The sequence below is a fragment of the Flavobacterium sp. FG68 genome, assembly GCF_057808895.1.
This window is the reverse complement of record NZ_JBMDIY010000049.1, coordinates 1-22,518: the sequence shown is the minus strand read 5'-3', so window position 1 is coordinate 22,518 and position 22,518 is coordinate 1. Positions and strand designations below refer to the sequence as shown.

Annotated in this window: 14 protein-coding genes; 1 reads left to right on the top strand and 13 read right to left on the bottom strand. The window is 35.0% G+C overall.

Going from position 1 to position 22,518, the window contains the following annotated elements; translation table 11 throughout:
- The first annotated feature begins 16 nt into the window (after nt 1–16).
- A complete protein-coding gene (locus tag ACODSB_RS22565) occupies nt 17–7,423 on the top strand; it encodes a DUF8693 domain-containing protein (protein WP_488938676.1) in 7,407 nt (2,468 codons plus the stop codon).
- 73 nt (nt 7,424–7,496) lie between these two features.
- On the opposite strand, the gene ACODSB_RS22560 is transcribed toward ACODSB_RS22565, so the two are convergent.
- From ACODSB_RS22560 to ACODSB_RS22500, 13 genes are all read right to left on the bottom strand, one after another.
- Complete coding sequence (locus ACODSB_RS22560) at nt 7,497–8,666, bottom strand: beta-ketoacyl synthase N-terminal-like domain-containing protein (RefSeq protein ID WP_488938675.1); 1,170 nt, start codon at nt 8,664–8,666, stop codon at nt 7,497–7,499.
- A 133-nt stretch (nt 8,667–8,799) separates the two neighbouring features.
- Nucleotides 8,800–10,071 carry an adenosylmethionine--8-amino-7-oxononanoate transaminase gene (gene bioA, locus ACODSB_RS22555; protein WP_488938674.1) on the bottom strand — a complete coding sequence of 424 codons (1,272 nt, stop codon included), beginning with the start codon at nt 10,069–10,071 and terminating at the stop codon, nt 8,800–8,802.
- Between the two features lie 98 nt (nt 10,072–10,169).
- Nucleotides 10,170–10,787 carry a dethiobiotin synthase gene (bioD, locus tag ACODSB_RS22550; RefSeq protein ID WP_488938673.1) on the bottom strand — a complete coding sequence of 206 codons (618 nt, stop codon included), beginning with the start codon at nt 10,785–10,787 and terminating at the stop codon, nt 10,170–10,172.
- 166 nt (nt 10,788–10,953) lie between these two features.
- Nucleotides 10,954–11,571: a hypothetical protein gene (locus ACODSB_RS22545; protein ID WP_488938672.1), complete on the bottom strand. Its 618-nt coding sequence runs from the start codon at nt 11,569–11,571 to the stop codon at nt 10,954–10,956.
- Nucleotides 11,561–12,031: an RNA polymerase sigma factor gene (locus tag ACODSB_RS22540; protein ID WP_488938671.1), complete on the bottom strand. Its 471-nt coding sequence runs from the start codon at nt 12,029–12,031 to the stop codon at nt 11,561–11,563. The genes ACODSB_RS22545 and ACODSB_RS22540 overlap by 11 nt, the downstream gene beginning before the upstream one ends.
- 39 nt (nt 12,032–12,070) lie before the next feature.
- On the bottom strand, nt 12,071–12,934 hold the full coding sequence (locus ACODSB_RS22535; RefSeq protein WP_488938670.1) for a TraB/GumN family protein: 864 nt from the start codon (nt 12,932–12,934) through the stop codon (nt 12,071–12,073).
- 131 nt (nt 12,935–13,065) lie between these two features.
- Nucleotides 13,066–13,467, bottom strand: a complete 402-nt coding sequence (locus tag ACODSB_RS22530; protein WP_488938669.1) for a GxxExxY protein — start codon at nt 13,465–13,467, stop codon at nt 13,066–13,068.
- A 42-nt stretch (nt 13,468–13,509) separates the two neighbouring features.
- The gene (locus ACODSB_RS22525; protein WP_488938668.1) at nt 13,510–14,646 is read right to left on the bottom strand and encodes an aminotransferase class I/II-fold pyridoxal phosphate-dependent enzyme; all 1,137 of its coding nucleotides are present in this window, start codon (nt 14,644–14,646) and stop codon (nt 13,510–13,512) included.
- Nucleotides 14,647–14,724: 78 nt separating this feature from the next.
- Nucleotides 14,725–15,363, bottom strand: coding sequence for an NAD(P)-dependent oxidoreductase (locus tag ACODSB_RS22520; RefSeq protein WP_488938667.1), 639 nt, complete (start codon nt 15,361–15,363; stop codon nt 14,725–14,727).
- Between the two features lie 208 nt (nt 15,364–15,571).
- Nucleotides 15,572–15,853 carry a F0F1 ATP synthase subunit delta/epsilon gene (locus ACODSB_RS22515; protein WP_053474004.1) on the bottom strand — a complete coding sequence of 94 codons (282 nt, stop codon included), beginning with the start codon at nt 15,851–15,853 and terminating at the stop codon, nt 15,572–15,574.
- 92 nt (nt 15,854–15,945) lie between these two features.
- A complete protein-coding gene (gene atpD / locus ACODSB_RS22510; RefSeq protein WP_026984148.1) occupies nt 15,946–17,457 on the bottom strand; it encodes a F0F1 ATP synthase subunit beta in 1,512 nt (503 codons plus the stop codon).
- 235 nt (nt 17,458–17,692) lie between these two features.
- Nucleotides 17,693–19,258: a G-D-S-L family lipolytic protein gene (locus ACODSB_RS22505; protein WP_488938666.1), complete on the bottom strand. Its 1,566-nt coding sequence runs from the start codon at nt 19,256–19,258 to the stop codon at nt 17,693–17,695.
- A gap of 84 nt (nt 19,259–19,342) precedes the next feature.
- On the bottom strand, nt 19,343–22,114 hold the full coding sequence (locus ACODSB_RS22500; protein ID WP_488938665.1) for a carboxypeptidase-like regulatory domain-containing protein: 2,772 nt from the start codon (nt 22,112–22,114) through the stop codon (nt 19,343–19,345).
- Nucleotides 22,115–22,518: the final 404 nt, after the last annotated feature.

Genomic DNA, 22,518 nt, shown 5'->3' with positions numbered 1-22,518 from the left:
ATTAATTTGTTTGGGGATGTTTTTTGTTATTTCATTTGCGAATGCTGCGACTTATTACAGTCCTACAAGTGGTACTATTTCACCAAGTACTTTAACAAACTGGTGGACAAATACAAATAGTACCGGAAGTAATCCCGCAAATTTTACTACTGCGGGTGATATTTTTATTATACAAAATGGCTGTACAATGTCAACAACGACAGCTTGGAGTATAACTGGAAATTTACAAATTTCAACTGGTGGAATTTTAACCGTTAATAACCACGCTATAACAATTACGGGAACCACTTCAATTACTGGAACATTAAACCTCAGTAACAATACGGGAGCAAAAACCTTCATAGGATTAGTTACCGTTAACTCCGGAGGAAATTGGAATAACTCTTCAAATGTAGGAGTTACATTTAGAGGAGGAATTACAAATAATGGAACATTTACCACAGGTACAGGAGTTCAGACTTTTGACACAAATACACAAACCTTGAACGGGACAATTAGTATACCAAGATTAACTGCCAATATTGGCGTTTCAAATAATGGAATTCTAACAGTAACCAATACACTTGCCGGATCTAGTTCTCTAACCAACAATTCTGGGGCAACTCTAAATATAAACACTACTAATAACAGCTCTATAAATACTTTAACAAATTCTGGAACAGCTACAATAAATGCAACTGGATCTATTAGTACTGCAACAGCAAATTTTGTAAATACGGGTACTGGAACTTTAAATATTAGTGGTTCGAATACAATAACGGGAATTACGAATAATGGAACTGCTAATTTAGCAAGTTCAGGAACAATTTCAACTTTTAACAATGCTACCGCAACCAGTCAGCTAAATATTACTGCAACAACGACTCCAGTAACAACTCTTACTGCTACAGTTGCTGGAAATACAGTTAATTATAATGGAACAACACAAACAATATTTAATACAACTTATTCGAATTTAACAGTCTCAAATTCTGGAACTAAAACACTCGGAGGAGCTACAATTGTTACTTCTGATGTAAATATTGCTAATACTGTAACATTAGCAACGAGTAATAATAATTTAACAATTGGCGGAAATTTTACCAACAGTGGTACATTCACTCCAGGCACAGGAACGGTTACATTAAATGGAGCAAATCAATCTTTTAATGTTCCTACTTTTTATGCTCTAACTTTTTCGGGAAGTGGTACAAAAACATTTGCTTCTACTGGAGCTACAGCAATAACAAATACATTAATAATAAATTCTGGCATAAATGCCAATTTAGGCACACAAACTCATACTGCAAACACCTTAACATTAGGTTCTACTCTAGCTCTACCAGGTTCTTGGGGTAGTTCAAGTTCTCCAGCAACTAATAAAAGTGATGCCTATTTTGCTGCTACAACAGGACAAATAAATGTATCTTCAAGTACTTGTGCTAATTTTTCATCAGTATTACAAATTATAAATGTAAGCTTAAATACATTATCAAAAACAAGCTCTGCAACAACTGGTTACGAAGATTTTACTGCGGATACTCCAACTAAAATTACTCAAGGAAAAAGTTATGCTTTAACAGTAAGAGGAAATACAGGAGGAGACCAAAACGTTTACTATTCTGCATTTTTTGACTGGAATAATGATGGTGATTTTGATGATGCTGGTGAGTATTCTCAAATAGGAACTATCAGAAATTCAGTAGGAACGACTGCTGATGGTAAAGCTGCATCGGTGTATATTACAGTCCCAAGCATAGTTACTAGCGACATCAAGATGAGAATTATTGGTCGTTTAACTGGATATAATAATACTCCTTGTGTCATAAGCGGAAGCAGTGGGCAAATGGAAGATTATAAAGTAACTGTACAATCTGGATGCTCAGGTACAGCGGGAGCTCCGGTAAGTTCTGTCTCTACGGTATGTCCAAATGTTCCTTTCACAATTTCATTGCCGAGCAGCACATTATCAGATGGAGCTACATATGTATGGCAGACTTCTCCAGATAACGCAGCTTGGACAAATGCTACTCCTGCTCCAATAACTTTTTTTGGAACCGAAGCATTCAATTCATTACCGACTAATACTAACCTTTATGGTAGTGCCACTATAACAGCAAATCAATTATTGTTAACTCCAGCAACAAATAGTTTAAATGGAGCTTGGGTAATTCAAACTACTCCTGGTACAAACATGGATGCATTTACAGTAAATTTCGATTATCAAATTCCTTCTGGAGGTACTGGTGCTGACGGTTTTAGTTTAAGTTATGCAGGTGATATAACCAGTGATGCCGCTGGAGGAGAAAGCGGTCAAGGATCAGGAATTATTGTACAATTTGATACTTATGACAATGAAGGCGTAGCTGCTGGTAGTCGTGTTCGTGTATTATATGCTGGGAATGTACTTTTCAATTCAGCAATCGACGTTCCATCATTAAGACCAACTACAGGAAATACTCCAGTAGTTTTGACGGTAGATTCTAAAGGAAAACTTACATTAAGAATTAATGGATCAGTAGTTGTTTCTGATTTATCTCTTCCTGCAGCTTATCTTTCAACTAATAAATCAACTTGGAAATATAAGTTTGCTGCAAGAACCGGAGGTTCAAACGACAATCACATCATTGACAACTTATTGATTAGATATCAAGATATTACAAATTCAAATTCTACATTTTCCACTACTCAAACTGCAAAAACATATTATCGTGTTCAGGTAACTTGTGGAACGACAACGACAACAACATCGGTTCTTGTCGACATGAGTACAGCAGCAATTACAACTCAAGCAACAACACCGGCTGCTGTTTGTTCTGGCACAGGAGTACGTACAATTTCTGTTGCTGCAACAGGATCTGGCCTAACTTATTCATGGAGACTAGGTGGAACAGCTGTTACCAATGGAGGAGTAATCTCTGGACAAGGAACGAATACACTTACATTAACAAATCCTACAGCTGCAAATGCTGGAAATTATACTGTAGTTGTTGGTGACGTTTGTACTACAAGCGTAACATCAAACGCAGTAACACTTACTGTAAATGCTTTACCAACTCCCACTTTTACTGCTTCTCCAGCAGCTACAATTTGTTCTGATACTGATGTAACTTATACAACCCAACCTACACAAACAAATTATATTTGGACTGTTCCAGGTACTTTAGGCACTGATTACAGCATTACATCTGGTGGAATTGGTACAGGAAGTAATACTGTTACCCTAAAATGGTTAACAGCGGGAAGTAAAACAGTATCTGTAAACTATACAAATTCTAATGGCTGTACTGCAACAGCAGCTGTTTCATCAACGACTACTGTGAATTTGCGTCCAATCCCAACTTTTAGTCCAACTCCTGTAACTTCTATTTGCTCAAATACTGATATAACTTATACAACACAAGCAAGTCAGACAAATTATATCTGGACTGTTCCAGGTACTTTAGGCACTGACTATACTATTACAACTGGAGGTATTGGCACAGGAAGTAATACTGTTACTTTAAAATGGCTGACTGCGGGAAGTAAAACTGTAACTGTAAACTATACAAACGCAAGCAGCTGTAACGGAGCATCTGCAGCTTCTGCAGCTACAACTGTAAATTTACGTCCAACTCCAACTTTCACATCTCCACCGGGAGCTGCAACTTGTTCTAATACTGATGTTACTTATGCAACACAAGCTGGAATGAGTAATTATCTTTGGACAGTTCCAGGTACTTTAGGCACTGATTATACTATTACGACTGGAGGAATTGGTACTGGAAGTAATACTGTTACTCTAAAATGGTTAACAGCGGGAAGCAAAACAGTATCGGTAAACTATACAGATACAAATAGCTGTACTGCAACAGCAGCTGTTTCATCAACGACTACTGTGAGTTTACGTCCAACTCCAACTTTTAGTCCAACTCCGGCAGCTACAATTTGCTCTAATACTGATATAACTTATACAACACAAGCTAGTCAGACAAATTATATCTGGACTGTTCCGGGTACATTAGGTACTGACTATACTATTACAACTGGAGGAATTGGCACAGGAAGTAATACTGTTACTTTAAAATGGTTAACAGCTGGCAGTAAAACAGTAACTGTAAACTATACAAACGCAAGCAGCTGTAATGGAGCATCAGCAGCTTCTGCAACTACAACTGTAAACTTACGTCCAACTCCAACCTTTACAACTTCTCCGGGAGCTGCAACTTGTTCTAATACCGATGTAACTTATACAACACAAGCTACTCAGTCAAATTATGTATGGACTGTTCCAGGTACTTTAGGGACTGATTACAGCATTACATCTGGTGGAATTGGTACAGGAAGCAACACTGTTACTCTAAAATGGTTAACAGTGGGAAGCAAAACAGTATCGGTAAACTATACAGATACAAATAGCTGTACTGCAACAGCAGCTGTTTCATCAACAACTACTGTGAATTTACGTCCAACTCCAACTTTTAGTCCAACTCCGGCAGCTACAATTTGTTCTAATACTGATATAACTTATACAACACAAGCTAGTCAGACAAATTATATCTGGACTGTTCCGGGTACTTTAGGTACTGATTACAGCATTACATCTGGTGGAATTGGCACTGGAAGTAATACTGTTACTTTAAAATGGTTAACAGCGGGAAGCAAAACAGTAACTGTAAACTATACAAATGCAAGCAGCTGTAATGGAGCATCAGCAGCTTCTGCAACTACAACTGTAAACTTACGTCCAACTCCAACCTTTACAACTTCTCCGGGAGCTGCAACTTGTTCTAATACTGATGTTACCTATACAACACAAGCTACTCAGTCAAATTATGTATGGACTGTTCCGGGTACTTTAGGTACTGATTACAGCATTACATCTGGAGGAACTGGTACAGGAAGTAATACTGTTACTTTAAAATGGTTAACAGCGGGAAGCAAAACAGTTTCTGTAAATTACACAGACACAAATAGTTGTACTGCAACTACAGCTGTTTCCTCAACTACAACTGTGAATTTGCGTCCAACTCCTACATTTACAGTATCGCCAGGAGCTACAACTTGTGCGAGTTCAGATGTTACTTATACAACACAAACGGGTCAGACAAATTATATCTGGACTGTTCCAGGTACTTTAGGCACTGATTATACTATTACATCTGGAGGAATTGGTACAGGAAGTAATACTGTTACTTTAAAATGGCTGACTGCAGGAAGCAAAACGGTATCTGTTAATTATACAGATACAAGCAGCTGTACAGCAACTTCTGCTACTTCAGTTACCACAACTGTAAACGCATTACCAACAATAACAACACATCCGCAAGCAATTGCGGTTTGTGAAGGCAAAAATCATACATTTACCATAGTTACTTCTGCAGGAAGTCCATCTTATCAATGGCAGTATTCACCAGATAATTCAACTTGGACAAACACAAACGGAGCTACTGGGGTAACCGGTCATACAACTGCATCATTAAATGTGGCAAACATTCCTTTATCATATTCTGGATATTATGTTCGTTGTATCATTACAGTTGGGACATGTTCAAGCATATCAAATTCTGCTTTATTAACTGTAAATCCAACGCCAACTGCGCCAACTGCATCTGTAACAACTCAGCCAACATGTGCTGTGCCTACAGCAACTATTACAGTTTCAAGTCCGGCACCAGCTGCAGGAATTACTTATAGTATTGACGGAACAACTTATACTAATACAACTGGTATATTTACTGGAGTAGCAACAGGATCATCATATAATGTTACCACTAAAAATAGTTCAGGATGTGAATCTCCAATTACAGTTGTTACTGTAAATACTTATGCAGGTAAAACATGGAATGGTAGTGTAAGTACAAACTGGAACGTTGCCGGAAACTGGACTCCAAGTGGAGTTCCTACTGTCGATGACTGTGTAGTGATTCCAGATTTAACTTCTATTACAAACAAGCCGGAAATTACAGGAACAAATATTGAATATAAAGCTCATTCAATTAATTTGAATAATAATAGCTCTTTTATAGTAAGAAGTACAAACACTCTAACCGTTACAAATGCAGTAACAGTTAATACAGGCAGTACTTTAACTTTTGAGAACAATGCAAGTTTAGTTCAAACAACCAATGCTGTTAACAGCGGAAACATTACTTATTTAAGAAGCACAACTCCTGTAAATCGTTACGATTATGTTTACTGGTCAGTACCAGTTACTGCAACACCGGGTATAACACTTCATGATTTATCACCAACTACTCTGGCAGATAAATACCAAAGCTTTAATCCATCAAGTGGATGGGTAACTAGTTATAACGGAACTCAGGTTATGACACCGGGACAAGGATATATTGTAAGAGGACCTCAGGAAAATGTTAGTGCTGCTGTTTTTCAAGCTTCTTTTACGGGGGTTCCAAATAATGGAGATTTTACCATTACACCTGTAGCAACAAAGTGGCATTTAATCGGAAATCCATATCCGTCAGCAATTAGTGCAAATAAATTAATAACCGACGCAGGAACTGGAGCATTGTATTTCTGGACACACACTAATCAGCCAGACGAAAATACCACTGGAAATGAAACATATAACTATGATCCAGATGATTATTCGGTATATACCTTATCAGGAAGTACAGGAACTTCTAATGGCCCGGCAGCAAGTGGAAAAATTGCAGCAGGTCAGGGATTTTTCTTCAAAGCCAGTACAGGAAGTGATGTTGTTTTTACAAACAGTATGAGAATTCCAGGCGAAAACAGCCAGTTCTTTAAAACAGCTGCCGATATAGAGAGAAACCGTGTATGGCTGAATATGTCAACTACAACAGGATTATTTAAACAAGTCCTTGTAGGTTATATAGACGGAGCGACAAACAGCTGGGATCAAAATTATGATGCAGCTACTCTTAATGGAAGTGTTTATTTAGACTTTTATAGTTTAAATGAAGCCAAGAAACTAACGATTCAGGGACGTGGTCTTCCTTTTGAAGATACAGATTTAGTTCCGCTTGGTTACAGAACTGCCGTTGCAGGAGAATTTACAATTGCAATTGACCATACTGATGGATTGCTAAACGATCAGGCAGTTTATCTGGAAGACAAAGTAACTAGTAAAGTACACGACCTAAAAGCCGGTAATTATAAATTTACTACTGAAATAGGAACATTTACAGATCGTTTTGTACTTCGTTATACGAATAAAACATTAGATACAGGCGATTTTGAAAATGTAAAAGACGGACTTTTGGTTTCTGTAAAAGATAAAGCAATCAAGGTCACTTCTTCAAAAGAAAACATTAAAGAAGTTTCTGTTTTTGATATTACAGGAAAACTTTTATACAATAAAAAGAAAGTTGAAACGACAGAATTGTCAATTTCAAATTTACAGGCTGCTGAGCAGGTTTTACTGGTAAAAGTAACTCTTGAAAACAAAGCCGAAGTCACAAGAAAGATTATCTTCAAATAATAAAAACTTCTTCCAATAAAAAAATCCATTCCGCAAAACGGAATGGATTTTTTGTTTTTAAATAAGATGAATATTAGGCTTTTTCAATTAAAATACTCACAGCATTTCCGCCAAAACCTACTGCATTAACTAAAACCCTTTTAATTGATTTGTCTTGTTTTTTTGATTCTGAAAAAGGTGTCTTTATAAAAATATCATTCTGGAGCATTAAAAGCGCTAATTCTAAACTCAACATTCCAGATGCTCCAAAAGTATGTCCGATCTTCCATTTATTAGTCGTTAATAAAGGCAAATTAGATCCAAACACTTTTTCAATCGCTCGTAATTCTGTCAAATCTCCTTTTATTGTTCCGGGCGCATGCATTACAATTGCATCAACACTTTCTAAATTAATATCTTTTAAAGCCATTTTCATAGATTTTTGAAAACAGTCCGCTTCCGCAGAAATTGAAATATTATGTTCTAAAATTTCAGTCGCATAACCAACACCAATAACATAAGCTATCGCATTTTCTTTTTCTCCAGCTTCTAAACAACAAACCGCTGCGCCTTCGCCCAAAATCATTGTGTTTTGTGTTTTCTTGAAATCAAAAGCCAAATTTGGCCACAAATCAATATCCTGATCCATTCGCGAATAAATTTTCAAAGCCCGCATTTGTCCAATGGTAAAATCGGTTAAAGGAGCTTCGCTTCCTCCAACCAAAAACTTATCAGCCATTCCGGATTTTAACCATGCAACCCCATTTAAAAGTGCGTGAAGTGCCGTTGAGCAGGTAATCGAATGCGAAATTTCAGGGCCTGCGCTTTGTAAATCATGTGCTATCCAGGACGAAATATTTCCTAAAGTTGTTGTTGGTGAAGCTAAAGTTTGTGCTTTTCCTGTTTCAAGATATTCTTTGTAATGTTTTTCGAATAAATCTGTGGCGCCTCTTGAAGAACCTATATTGATTCCGAAAATATCATTGGAATTCCAGCCTGCATTTTCAATTGCTTTTCGCGAAGCAGCTAAAGCAAATAAAACAGAATCATCTAGAAATTTATATTTAATATCCGATTCACGGATTTCAGCCACAATTTTTTTCGATTCAGCATCCAGAGCAGCAACAGAAGTTTCCTGCTTGTCCAAAAACTGTTTTGTAAAACAATGGTTATTATCAAGATATTTTTCCCAAACTTGATCAGCATTATTCCCTAGCGGAGAAATGGATGAAAAAGCGGTTATGGCAATTTTTGGTGTATTCACAATAGTTTATTTATAACAAAGGTCTGTAAAAAAAATGGCATGGCGCACTGATAATACGGATTAAACGGATTTACACAGGTTAGTTATTTTCTCTGCGCTAATCCGTTTAATCCGTTAAAATCTGTGGGCAAAATCACACCATTTCAATGGCTTCTTCAATTATAGTGTATACTTTATGAAGCTGTTCATCTGTCATTATATATGGCGGTAAAATATAAACGATATTTCCAACGGGGCGTAAAACAACTCCTTTATCAATAAAGAAATTATATAATTTTGTCCGCATTGATCCGTAATAGCTTTCTTCTGAATCTGACTTTATTTCAACGGCAAAAATAACTCCCAAAGTTCTGGCAGTAATTACTTTTGGATGATTCTCGATTTTCTTTTGAAAATCTAAATGACTTGCATTTATTCTTTCAATATTTTGCTGCATTCCTGTTGTCTGCAATAAATCCATACTTGCTAAAGCTGCTGCACAACCTGTTGGATTTGCTGTAAACGTATGACCATGAAATAGTGCTTTATTAATATCATCATCATAAAATGCATCGAAAATATCCTGAGTAAAAGTTGTAATCGCCATTGGGATTGTTCCGCCGGTTAATGCTTTCGAAAGACAAATCATATCCGGTTCTTCTGAAACATAATCCATAGCGAAGGTTTTTCCGGTTTTTCCAAAACCCGTCATTACTTCATCTGCAATTGTCAGGACTTTATTTGCTGCACAAATCTGAATCAATTTCTCTAACGCTTCCGGTTCGTACATTACCATTCCTGCTGCTCCCTGTACTAAAGGTTCGAAAATAAATCCCGCACAATTATGTTTTTTAATTGCATTTTCTAAAGCATTAAAACTTGCCAGCTCCTGCCCTTTTATGGGAACCGGAATTCGAACTACATCTATAAACATTCCTTGAAAAGCTTGTGTATAAAACGAAATTCCGCTCGCCGCCATTGCAGCAAAAGTATCTCCGTGAAAAGCATTTTCAAAAGCAATAATTGTAGTTCGCTTTTCATTCTTATTAAAAAAATATTGAAGCGCTACTTTTATTGCTACTTCAACAGCCGTAGAACCATTATCCGAAAAGAAAATCTTCTGCTGGTTTTTTGGTAGAACTTCCATTAATCTTTCAGCAACTTTTACTGCCGGTTCATGTGTAAAGCCGCCAAACAAAACGTGCTCTAAAGTTGTCAATTGTTTATAAATAGCATCGGCAATAAATTTATTACTGTGCCCAAACGGGTTTACCCACCAGGAAGCAATTGCATCAATGTATTCTTTATTATTTTCATCCCAAAGTAACGCACCTTCTGCTTTTGTAATTGCAATTGGTGTTTGCGAAGTTTTATGCTGTGTATAAGGATGCCAAAGGTATTGACGATCTTTTTCTGTTAAGCTCATTTTTAAGAAAATAGAAGAAAGAGAATAGAAAAAAGACTAAACTCAATTGTTTAAACAAAGATAGAAAACTCTATTTTCTTTATTCTATAATTTTTATTCTATAAATTAAGCAAATTCTCTCTAAATAAATCGGCGTATTCTTTAATTACATTTTGATCGAAATAGGGTTCTTCGTCAATTCTTCCGATGCAGTTTATTCTTGTTTTATTCAGAATTAAACTTTCTGTTGATTTATTTTCGCTTCCGCTGAAGATAATTCCGGCAACTTTAAATCCTCTATTTTGAATTGCCTCAATCGTTAATAAAGTATGATTGATACTTCCTAAATAATGTCTTGAAACAACAACAATTTTATAATCGGATTGTATTAAATCGATGATCGTTTCTTTATCATTTAACGGAACAAAGATTCCGCCAGCACCTTCAATAACTAAATTATTCTTCGTCTTCGGTTCCTGAATTTGATTTAATTCTATTTTTATTCCATCAATTTCTGCAGCCAAATGCGGACTTGCCGGTGTATTCAGTTTATAACTGTTCTCAAAAATTTGAGTTTTTTTATTAGAAATTCGGGATTGAATTTTATGACTGTCAGAATTGTCTAAATCCCCAGCTTGAATTGGTTTCCAATAATCAGCCTCTAAAGCTTCTACAATAATCGAAGAAGCGATTGTTTTACCAACATCTGTCGAAATTCCTGTTACGAATATTTTCATAATTTATTGACCACGAATTTTACTGATTAAACAGATTAGCGCGGATTTTTATTTTTTTAATCAATCTTGGCTTAATAATCAGTGTAAATCTGTCACATCTGTTTTATCTGTGAGCCATCAACAAAAATACCAATAAAAACAAACCCATCATTACGATGGGTTCTGTTTATTCTTCTTCTTTTAATTCGTCAATTACTTTTCTTATTTCTTTAGCAAATTTTCCATAAAATTTGTGAACCCACCATTCTAAAGAAATACCCATAAAGAGTACTCCAAAAACAACAATCAAAAAGAATGCGACTAATTGCCCATTTGAAAATTCGTGATCAAAAAATCCCGGAATTTTTGAAAACGCATAATAATAAAGTCCCAAAAGATATAAAACCAAAAACGGCGTTAAGGCAAAACCAAATGTTTTGTACAATTCCATATTCAGTCTTATATCAAAATAAGTTTCATACAAGCTGTCTTTTGTTGTTAAAGTGGTATTATTTAATCTTTTATAAAAGAAATAAAGCTTTAGTAAATAATAAACACAAACGGCCACAAAAAGACTAAAAAGTAAATAATAAAAAAAAGTCCATTTTGGCGGCAGATTAGCTATCAAAGGAACTGTACCAATGAAAACTATGGACAGGATTTGATAATAAAATTCTGTTTTCAGGTTTTTTTTGATTTTATCCAAAGGTGTATTTGCCGATTGTATTTTCTCTAAATTATGGGGAACAACGACGTTTTTTGGTTTATCGTTATTCCATGCGTTTTGTATTTCATCAAAATCCATATCCTTGGTTTTTAATTATTTCTTTTAATTTTTCTTTTGCCCTGTTCAGTTTTACTCTTGCATTTCCTTCAGAGATTCCGAGATTTTCTCCAATTTCCTTATGCGAAAACCCTTCCAACTGATAAAAAATAATAGCTTTGTCAATTTTTTCCAGTTTTTGAACTGCTTTATAAAAGTGCTCGATTTGGTTTTCTTTGATCTGAGAATCGCCTTCTTCTTCTTTTACATTTTCTGAAGCGATTTCATATTTATCGACTTTCCGTTTTTCTTTTTTCAGAAAAACAATTGCCGTATTTACAGCAACCCTATACATCCAGGTCGAAAACTGACTTTCATTTCGAAAAGAATCATACGACTTCCAGAGCTGGCAAATAATTTCCTGAAATAAATCTTGCTGATCGTCATGGGTATCCATGTACATTTTAGAAACTTTGTACAAAATTCCTTTATGACTCTCCATCCGATTTAAAAACTCTTGTTCCCTTTCTTTCAAAATCTATTAATTCAGAATTGGTTTTACCTTGTAACCTGCTTTTCTTAATAAATTAATAACTCCAAATTCTCCTGCTAAATGTGCTGATCCAACGGCAAAAAAGACACTTTGTTTTTTCATTAATTCGGGTATATTTTTTGCCCAATTTAAATTTCTTTCGTCCAGAATAACCTTTTTGGTCTTTTCACTTGTATATTTTTTATCGGTTGTAAAATCATACATTAAATCAATATTCTCTGTTTTATAGGCCGAAACTAATTTAGCCGATTCTTCGGGAGTTGATTCTTCTAACATTGAAATCATTTCATCAGTTGAATACGCTTTATCAAACATTCCGAATTGTTCTTTTACAGTTTCAAGTCCGCCAATTTCAATAGCTCTTTTTTTAGCCTGCTCTATAAATTCCATTTCGTAAAATTTTAAATCGGCACAGCCAAAACTTTTCATCGAAATCAAACTCATTACAGTCAGTAAACTAAAGCTGTCAACTTGCTGCACGGTCATTCCTGTAGTTTTCTTGAGAATTGCATCTAATTTTGCCAGCTGTTCCGGATTTAGTTTTTTGCTTAAAGGTTCTTTTCCCATTGCCAATTGCTGCATTTCTGACATTTCTTTTGGATCAGAAAAGTTGATTTCTAAAACTAATTTTTCAGAAGATTCTAAAGCTTTCTTGGTTTTATCTGTTAGAAAATAATCCGAAGAACAAATCATATGAATTGTTCCATATAAATAAGAAGGTTTCGAAAGCCCGTTTCCGGAAACTTCCCATAAAAGAGAATTTTCTAATTTAGGAGATTTGGTTTGAGCTGGTGATTTTATGCTAAAAGCAACTAATATAAATGCTATAAATAAATGGAATATTTTTTTCATTTTGAAGGGTTGGTTAGGTTAATGATTGAAACTCATTTTGTAATTACAACTCGTAAGTATAGGAATAGTCGAAACGTTACAGAAAAATATTAAAAATTATTTTAGCCCACTGATAAAACAGGTTTAACGGATTAACGCAGTATTAAATTTGGTTTTCTGTTATTTGTATAGATTAAACGTTTGAATTCTGGGCTTTCACCAAAATTCAAAAGTAAGCCAACTTCCATTTTTGTTGATTTGAGATAATTCATCAATTGTGCAATATGCGAGCTTAAAAGATATTCACAAGCTTTTAATTCAATTATGATAACATCATCAATTACCAAGTCGGCATAATACTCGCCAACTAATTGATTTTTGAAATATACTTTGATTTGTTTTTGAGCTTCGACTTTATAACCTAAAGATTTTAGTTCAAAATACATTGTATTTTGATAAACCTTTTCCAGAAAACCATAACCTAATTGATTATAAACATCATAAAATACTTTTAGAATAGATTTTGATTTTTCTTTGTGTAATAAGTCAGACATTATACGCTGTGTAAACCCGTTTAATTCGTTTAATCGGCGAGCCTAATATACGTAATTTCCTAATAATTCTAAGATCTGCCTGATTTCTTCTTCGGAATTGTAACTGTGAATGCAAAAACGTAAACGTTCCTGACCTTCGGGAACTGTTGGAGAAAGTATTGGTTTTACATCAAAACCTTTGTCTTGTAATTGCTGGGCTAACTTCTTGACACTTTCATTTCCCTGAACAATGGCAGACTGAATTGCTGATTTACTTCGAACAAACATTGGCTTTAAACCTAATAAGTTTTTTTGCTGATTGAAGAAAATAATATTTTGACGCAGCTTTTCAATTGCTTCTTTTTCAATTTCCAACTGTTGATATGCCGTTAAAATTGTCGCAACAGAATGTGGAGATAATCCTGTAGTATAAATAAAACTTCGGGCAAAGTTTATTAGATATTCTTTGAGTTCCGGACTTCCAAGTACAACTGCGCCGTGACAGCCTAAACCTTTTCCAAATGTCATAATTCGGGCAAAAATTCTGTTGTGCAGTTCTAAATACTGAAGAAGACCTTCTCCTTTATCTCCAAAAACACCCAAAGTGTGAGCTTCATCAACTATTAAATAACAGTTGTATTTTTCCGAAAGCTGTACTAATTCTTCTAAGTTCGGACTGTCGCCATCCATAGAAAAAACAGTTTCGGTGACTATGTAAATATTGGTATCTGGAAATTTTAGAATAAGTCGTTCTAAATCTTCAAAATCATTATGGCTGAATTTGTATGATTTTGCATTTGACATTACAATTCCATCCCGAATGGAAGCATGACTTAAATCATCATACAAAATAACATCATTTCTTTGCGGTACAGCGCTAAAAAAACCTAAATTGGCATCATAGCCCGAATTAAAAATTAAAGCGGCTTCTGCTTCATGAAATTGGGCAATAAAATTCTCTGCAATTTGATATAAAGAATGGTTACCCGAAATTAATCTTGAACCTGTCGCTCCATTTTGAAAAATTTCATTTTCGTGCAGATAAGCATGTGTCAATTTAAATATTGATTCGGATTTTGAAAATCCGATATAATCGTTCGAAGAAAAATCCACCAGATTATTAAACACGGGAAGTTTGCGAAGCGAATTATTCTGCTTTCGGTTTTCAAGTTTCTGATTAAGATTTTCAGGTAATTTCATAAAAACAAAGTTATGAAATTGAAATTTGATATAAACAAACAGCGGGTTTTGATATTTCCCGCTGTTCTTTATTGTATTCTAAATTGTGCTTATAAATGGCGATTGCCTGCTATAATTTGATTCAATTATTTCCTTAACCATAAATTCAGCAATATCAAACGCACTGATTTTATCTCCCAAACAATCTTGGAGATTAACCGCTATATCAGAACTATTATCTGTGAATTCAATAAAAGGAACACGAACCTGCGTCCAGTTTGCTTCACTTTCGACTAAAAGATTATAAGCTTTTTGGCGATCTTCCTGAATTACAGGAAAATTGGTTTTCATCCAATCTGTTGCCATTATTGTTTTTGCACTTTTTTTATCGAATGGCGTATCGATATTAAGACCCGCAAGAAGAACATAACGTTCAATTCCATATTCATTCATTGCTTTTAAGATATTCTTAGTTACTGCACTTGCAACCAAAGGTTCATCTTTTCTCTGACCAATTGTACTTACAACAGCTTGACAGTCTTTCAACAATAATTTTATGGATTCAAAATCAAGCGCGTCTCCCGTAATAATTTCAATTTTAGGATTTTGAATTTCGAAATTTTCAGGATTTCTTAATAACAGTTTTAAACTAAATCCTTCTTTTAATAACTGGTTTACAAGATATTTTCCAGTTCTTCCGCCGCCGCCCAGAACAGCGACTTTTGATATATTTTTCATATGTATTCTTTATAAAATTTGACATAAATAATTTGCGCTTTATCAGGTCGATAAAACGATAACATAAAAGCTTACTGAGCTTTTATAATTGAATCAATATTTTATAAAGAGATTTTAATACTTCAAAAGTAAAAAATATTTTTGAAGCATCGCATAAAAAAAGCCACTCACTATGTGAATGGCTTTTAAGATTATTTCGAAATTTTTGTTAGTCTACTAAAACAATTATCTTGTTATCTTTCATTTCGATTGTTCCTGACGTAATATCTAATGTATAGGTTTGGTCATTCACTTTCGTAAATTTATTTGCTACCTCTTTAGAAAAATCAAAGCTTGCCGCTGCAATTTTAATAGTTCCTTTTTCTAGAATAGAAACAATAGGAGCGTGATTATTCAAAATCTGAAAGCTTCCATCAACTCCCGGAAGTGTAACCGAAGTTACTTGTCCTGAAAATAATTTTGCTTCTGGTGATACTATTTCTAAAATCATAACTTTTTTTTAAATTCCAAATTATAAAATTCCAAATCCCAATTTTGGAATTTGGAATTTTTACTTTTTGATGTTTATCAAGCTATGCTTGATTATGCTTCTGCTAACATTTTTTCTCCAGCCTCAATAGCATCCTGAATAGATCCTTTTAAGTTGAAAGCTGCTTCTGGAAGGTGATCTAATTCACCATCGATAATCATGTTGAAACCTTTGATAGTATCTTTAATATCAACTAAAACTCCAGGAATACCTGTAAATTGCTCTGCAACGTGGAACGGCTGAGACAAGAAACGTTGTACACGACGAGCTCTTGATACAGAAAGTTTATCTTCTTCAGATAATTCTTCCATACCTAAGATCGCGATAATATCTTGAAGTTGTTTGTATTTTTGTAGAATTTCTTTAACTCTTTGTGCACAGTCGTAGTGCTCGTTTCCTAAAATTTGAGGAGTTAAGATTCTTGAAGTAGAATCTAACGGGTCAACCGCTGGATAAATACCTAACTCAGCAATTTTACGAGACAATACTGTTGTAGCATCTAAGTGGGCGAAAGTTGTAGCCGGCGCCGGGTCAGTTAAGTCATCCGCAGGAACGTAAACCGCTTGTACAGATGTAATAGATCCTTTGTTTGTAGATGTAATACGCTCTTGCATAGCTCCCATCTCTGTTGCTAAAGTTGGTTGGTATCCTACTGCAGAAGGCATACGTCCTAAAAGTGCTGATACCTCAGAACCTGCTTGTGTAAAACGGAAGATGTTATCAACGAAGAATAATACATCTTTACCTTGATCTGTTCCAGCCCCATCACGGAAATATTCAGCGATAGATAATCCTGAAAGTGCCACACGTGCACGAGCTCCAGGTGGCTCATTCATTTGTCCGAAAACGAAAGTAGCTTTAGACTCTCTCATTCCTGGCATATCTACTTTAGATAAATCCCATCCTCCATTTTCCATAGAGTGCATGAAATCATCACCGTATTTAATAATTCCTGACTCTAACATCTCACGAAGCAAGTCATTTCCTTCACGTGTTCTTTCTCCTACTCCTGCGAATACGGAAAGTCCACCGTGACCTTTTGCGATATTGTTGATCAACTCCTGAATCAATACTGTTTTACCAACACCAGCACCACCAAACAATCCAATTTTACCTCCTTTTGCGTAAGGCTCGATCAAATCGATTACTTTAATACCTGTGAATAAAACTTCTGATGAAGTTGATAAATCTTCAAATTTAGGAGCTTGTCTGTGAATAGACAAACCGTTTTCTCCTGTTTTTGGCAAGTTTCCTAAACCATCAATTGCATCTCCAATTACATTGAATAAACGTCCATATACGTCTGGACCGATTGGCATTTGGATTGGATTACCAGTTCCAACTACCTCATATCCTCTTGACAAACCGTCTGTAGAGTCCATAGAGATTGTACGAACAGTGTTTTCTCCAATGTGAGATTGTACTTCTAGAACTAATAAAGTTCCATCTTTTTTAGTGACTTCTAACGAATCATAAATTTTTGGAAGTTCAACATCTTTACCGTTGAAAACTACGTCTACTACTGGTCCAATGATTTGAGCAACTTTTCCTATTACTTTTGACATTACTTATGTATTTATTAAATAGCTATTTAGGTTTATCGAAAATACCTCTTTTTTCAGAGCGCAAAGATAATTTTTTAAAATATAAAATCAATTTTTTTTTCATAAAAAATAGCATGATTTTGTTTGATTCATAAAAACAGACTTTTAAACTGTCGTTTATATCATTTTTTAACGAAATAAAAAAGCCACTACATTTTATAAAACGAGTGGCTTTCTTAATTAAAAAAATGGTATATTATAATGACGCCGGGTATTGAATTGGGTATAAAGCCAAATCAACATGACGAAGTGTAGAACCATACTTAGCGTTTATTGCATCAACAAAAATATTAGCAATCAAACCATATCCTCTTCCGCTTGGGTGAATTCCATCTAAAGAAAAAGCACCGCCAGTTACATAAGTTGACGACATTGTATAATTTCCAAATCTATATCCGCCGCTTGCCAGTTGCGTCAACAAAGCTCTTGTATCAACGAAAGCCAACCCTTTTTCTTTAGCAACGGCATCGATAGTTACATTATAAGCATCTGTTGCTGTTTTAATTTCTGCAATTTCTATTGGGATTAAAACATGTTTGTCCTGCAAAGGAAAGGTTACTCCAAATTTATCTAATGGCGCAGGCGGTGCAATCCCAAGTCCAGAATCTGAAGCTTTAGGAGCGGCACCAATATCTGTTCTTGTTGGTAGTACCACTAAATCTGTAGCTTTTGCTTGTCTTGCCTGTCCGAAAACTGCTCCATAAAAAGCTGCAGTCTGCGCACCTAAAGAAGGCGTAAATGCTGCTGTTAATTGAGCAGACAAATTAGGAAGTGACTCGTCTTTTATTAATACTGGATTTGCAGCCGTTTCAGATAATAAATTAATTCTATCACCTGCCTGAAAAGCTGTCAATACTTGTTTTAAAGGTCCGTATAATTGTGTGTTTAATGCTTTAATTGTTGCTTTACCTACTGCTTCATTATTTCCTCCAAGAGATTTTGCCGTAAGCGGATTATAAGGTACTGTTGTAAAATAAGGCAAAGCTGTAATATATGGAAGATTTGCCACTACTCCTTTTGCTCCATTTGCTGTTAGAGTTGTTGCCAATGCAGTATAAACATTTGCAAAAACAGCTGGATCTGTAATATCATTTGGCCCATATGTAGCAGGATTTAGGTTTCCTTTTTGATCTTTTCCAACTCCACCAGAAATTGCATAACTTAAAACATCATTTCCTCCAATAAATAAAGAGAAAAATGTTGGCGCTTGTGTTGCTGCATCAGCTAAAACTGTTGTTGAAGGTGTACTTGCAAATCTTGCAAAATAAGGATTCGCTGCTCCTGTAGCTACACCTGCAACATTTCCGTATCCCGGTGCAACTAAGTGAAAACTTTTCGCACCCGGAACTCCCATATTATTAAATGAACCTGTAAGATGTGCTGTTATTTCTGTTGTTGGTTTTCCCGCCACATTTACCGGAGCTTGTCCATTAAAATATAATCGGGTTGCGGCAACGACATTTCCTCCTAACAATAAACCACCAAGATTATCATTCATATATGGAGTTGTAAAAGCTCCACCGCCAGCAGCCACAAATTGCTGCGCTAAAATATTAGTATAAGCTCCTTCCTGTCCTTTTTTGAAAAGAGCATTATCGCTGTAACCAGCCGCAAAAGAATCTCCAAGGGCAACATATTTTGTAAAAACTGCCGAACCGGGAGTTACCGGAACTTCTTCGACAGTATTATTATCATCATCACTATTACAAGCCGCCATAAAGGTTAAAGAAACCAATAATAGCCATTTTATATTTTTTTTCATGTTAGTACTTTTTAAATTATTACCTCTTCATTTTCATTGAACAACAAGGAAGCCGAATCAATTTCACACAAATAATTATATCATTTAAGGATTAATTGTCCACGAAGCAAACCATTGCTGACCTATCATTCCCGCTCCAATTACCTGAAGATAATCTGATCCGAAAAGATTTGTTGCACCAACTTTTATAACCGATTTTAGTTTTGGTATCGCATAGTTTATCTGAGCATCAAGAACAGTATTTTCCGGAATTATTCCATCTCCAAAAGAAGATTCCCATAAATATTCTGTATTCCATCTAACATTTACATTGAATCCTAAATTTTTAATCACTTTCGCATTTCCTAAAGAAGCTTTAATTCTGTGTTTTGGAGTATTAAATCCTGCAACGAAATCAGGGTCATCTTGCTGCTTAAAGTTAAATTGAGCATAGTTATAATTAACTCCTAATTCAAAATCTTTGTATACTTTTTTAGACAAACCAACTCCAAATCCTAAAGAAGAAATCTCAGCCGTAGTATTTGTATAAACCTGATAAACTCTTCTGTCTCCAAAAGCTAATGCTTGATAACTTAGCGGTGTCCCTACCGTTCCATAATACGGAGAAATAACTCTCGCTGTATTCATGAAATCATTATAAATATTGTAATATCCATTAATATCAATTGATAAATCGTTTTGAATTACTGTACGGTAACCTGCTTCAAAAGCTTGTACTTGTTCCGGTTTTACCAATCCTATATTAGCTACCTGAAGATCGGCTACATTTCCTGATGCACCAAATGCCTGAACAGATGCTACAGTATAAGCATTACGATATGCATTTTGACCAGACATTCCAATAGTTGCAGGCTGACCAGCGATTGTTTGTCCTGCCGCACTTACATTTACAGTTTCCTGAAAACGATCTAAATTTTCTGCTGCTGAACCAATCAATGCAAATGGCCCTAAATCTAAACCAATATATTGATCTTGTGTTGTTGGGTTACGGAAACCTGTTTGATAAGACAATCTGAAGTTATGTCTTTTTGATGCTCCTGCAGAATATACAAATGAAACTCTAGGAGAAACATTTCCGTCAAAGTTTTGACTTTTATCATAACGTAACGATCCTGTAAATTTCAATCTGTCATCTAAGAATTTTTTCTGTAATTGCGCATATGCACCGTATTCTCTGTAAGAGATTGGTCCGTCGTAATCTGTAAAGATTGTTCCTTCAGAGTTCATTATGTATTCTCTCCAAGAACCTCCAACCTGAACTTCTGCCCATTTGATGATATCTCTAAAATTATAATTCACATCTGAATGATATAATTTTGAATGATCGATAAATTTAGCTCCTTGTGTTAAATCAGGATTTGAAACCACTGTTGCCAAAGCACTATTAAATTTCGCAGACCCTGGCTCAAATCTAGGAGATCCTGTTGGAGCAGGAATAAATGATATAGCGGCCGGAAGCACATTGTAATCAGCAAAATTTCTCGCTATCGCAGCAGATTGATTTGCATCTGTTCCCATAACTGCACCAGCATATTGGTAAGCTGTTGCGTAATTTGTAAACCATTCTGTATCTGATTTCGCAGCTCTGTTAACGTTCCATGCTGCAAATCTCATATCATAAGAATCTCCAGCATCTTCACTTGTAAAATATACTCTACCAAAAAAGTTTTTTCCTTTTACTTCAAATTTACCTTGCTGCATTAAGAAATCTTTTAAAGCATATCTGTTTGCTCCTTGGTAAATAGTACTTCCTGTACCTATTTTATATTGCAGTATAAATTCTGTATCGTCAGCCCAAGGTTTGATATGAGCACTAAAATCAGCTTTCATACTTTTAACCTTATTATCTGTCAAATCTTGTTCACGATATCCAGTTCTACTTACCTGACCAACATTTGGAACAAAAGTAGTAACCTCGTCACCATAGATATTTAATCCATCATAATTTTGATTTACTGCATGGCTGTCACCTCCTGGCGTCATACTTCTTTTATCTCCGGCAATCCATTCCGTAGCAGTCATATAAGTAAAATTAGCCTTCATAGCAAAATGCTTTGTGAATGCTTTTGCTGCTCTAATTCCGAAATCATTATAGTCATTTGTTCCTGCTATATCCTGACTGGTTTTACCATATTTATAGTAAACACTAATTCCTTCATTTGTAAAAGGGCTTTTACTGTTCATAAACATGATTCCATTGAAGGCATTTGCTCCATAAAGAGCAGAAGATGCTCCAGGCAAAAGCTCAACGCTTGCCACATCAATATCAGAAACTCCAATTAAGTTTCCTAACACAAAGTTTAAGGCTGGCGAAGAGTTATCCATTCCATCTACCAATTGCATAAATCTGGTATTGGCAACTGTAGCAAAACCACGGGTATTGATTGATTTAAAAGAAATACTGCTCGTATTGAAATGCACTTCTTTTAAATTTTCTAATCCGTCATAAAAACTAGGAGCTGTTGTATTCTTAATTTCCTGAATACCCATTCTTTCAATAGTAACTGGCGATTCAATAACTCGTTCAGGAGTTCTGGAAGCAGAAACCACTATCTCGTCTAGTTTAGTTTCCTCATCTTTTAAAACCACATTTATTCTTTGGTTTACAGATGAAACGCTGATTGTTTGAGCTTCAAAACCTACCGCCGATACTTTTATCGAAAAAGGCAATTTTGCACTTGTGGTTAATTTAAATGTTCCATCAAAATCAGTGGATACACCACCGCTGCCTCCAAGTACAACAACATTGGCACCGGGAATAGATTGTTTGTTACTGTCAGTAACAGAACCTGTAATTGTATTCTGCGCAAAGGATATTCCGCTGAAAAACAACATAATTAGCAAGTAGACTCTCATTAGGGTTAGTTTTTGGTTAGTTCTTATTAGTTTTAATAGCCAAAATACAAATATTTTTAATATTAATAAAAAAACGTTAAAAAAAATTCATATTCAGCACAAAATTTTAAACTATTTTAACTATTTCATAATGGTTTTTATTAGATAAAAATCAATTATGAAACCAAGAAAAACCTTAATACTATGCATACATATAAAATTTGAAAGAAAAATTGCGGATTTACTAAAAATACAGGGTCAAGAAAAAAAATTTGACAAATAAAAAAAGCGAGACCTAAATCTCGCTTTTTTAACATTATTAATATTTTCTTAATCTAATTGGTATTAGATTCTACTTTCTCAAGTCGATTTTGGATATGCAAACAAAAACTGGAGAAAAAGTTAAGCTACATTTTTATAATTAG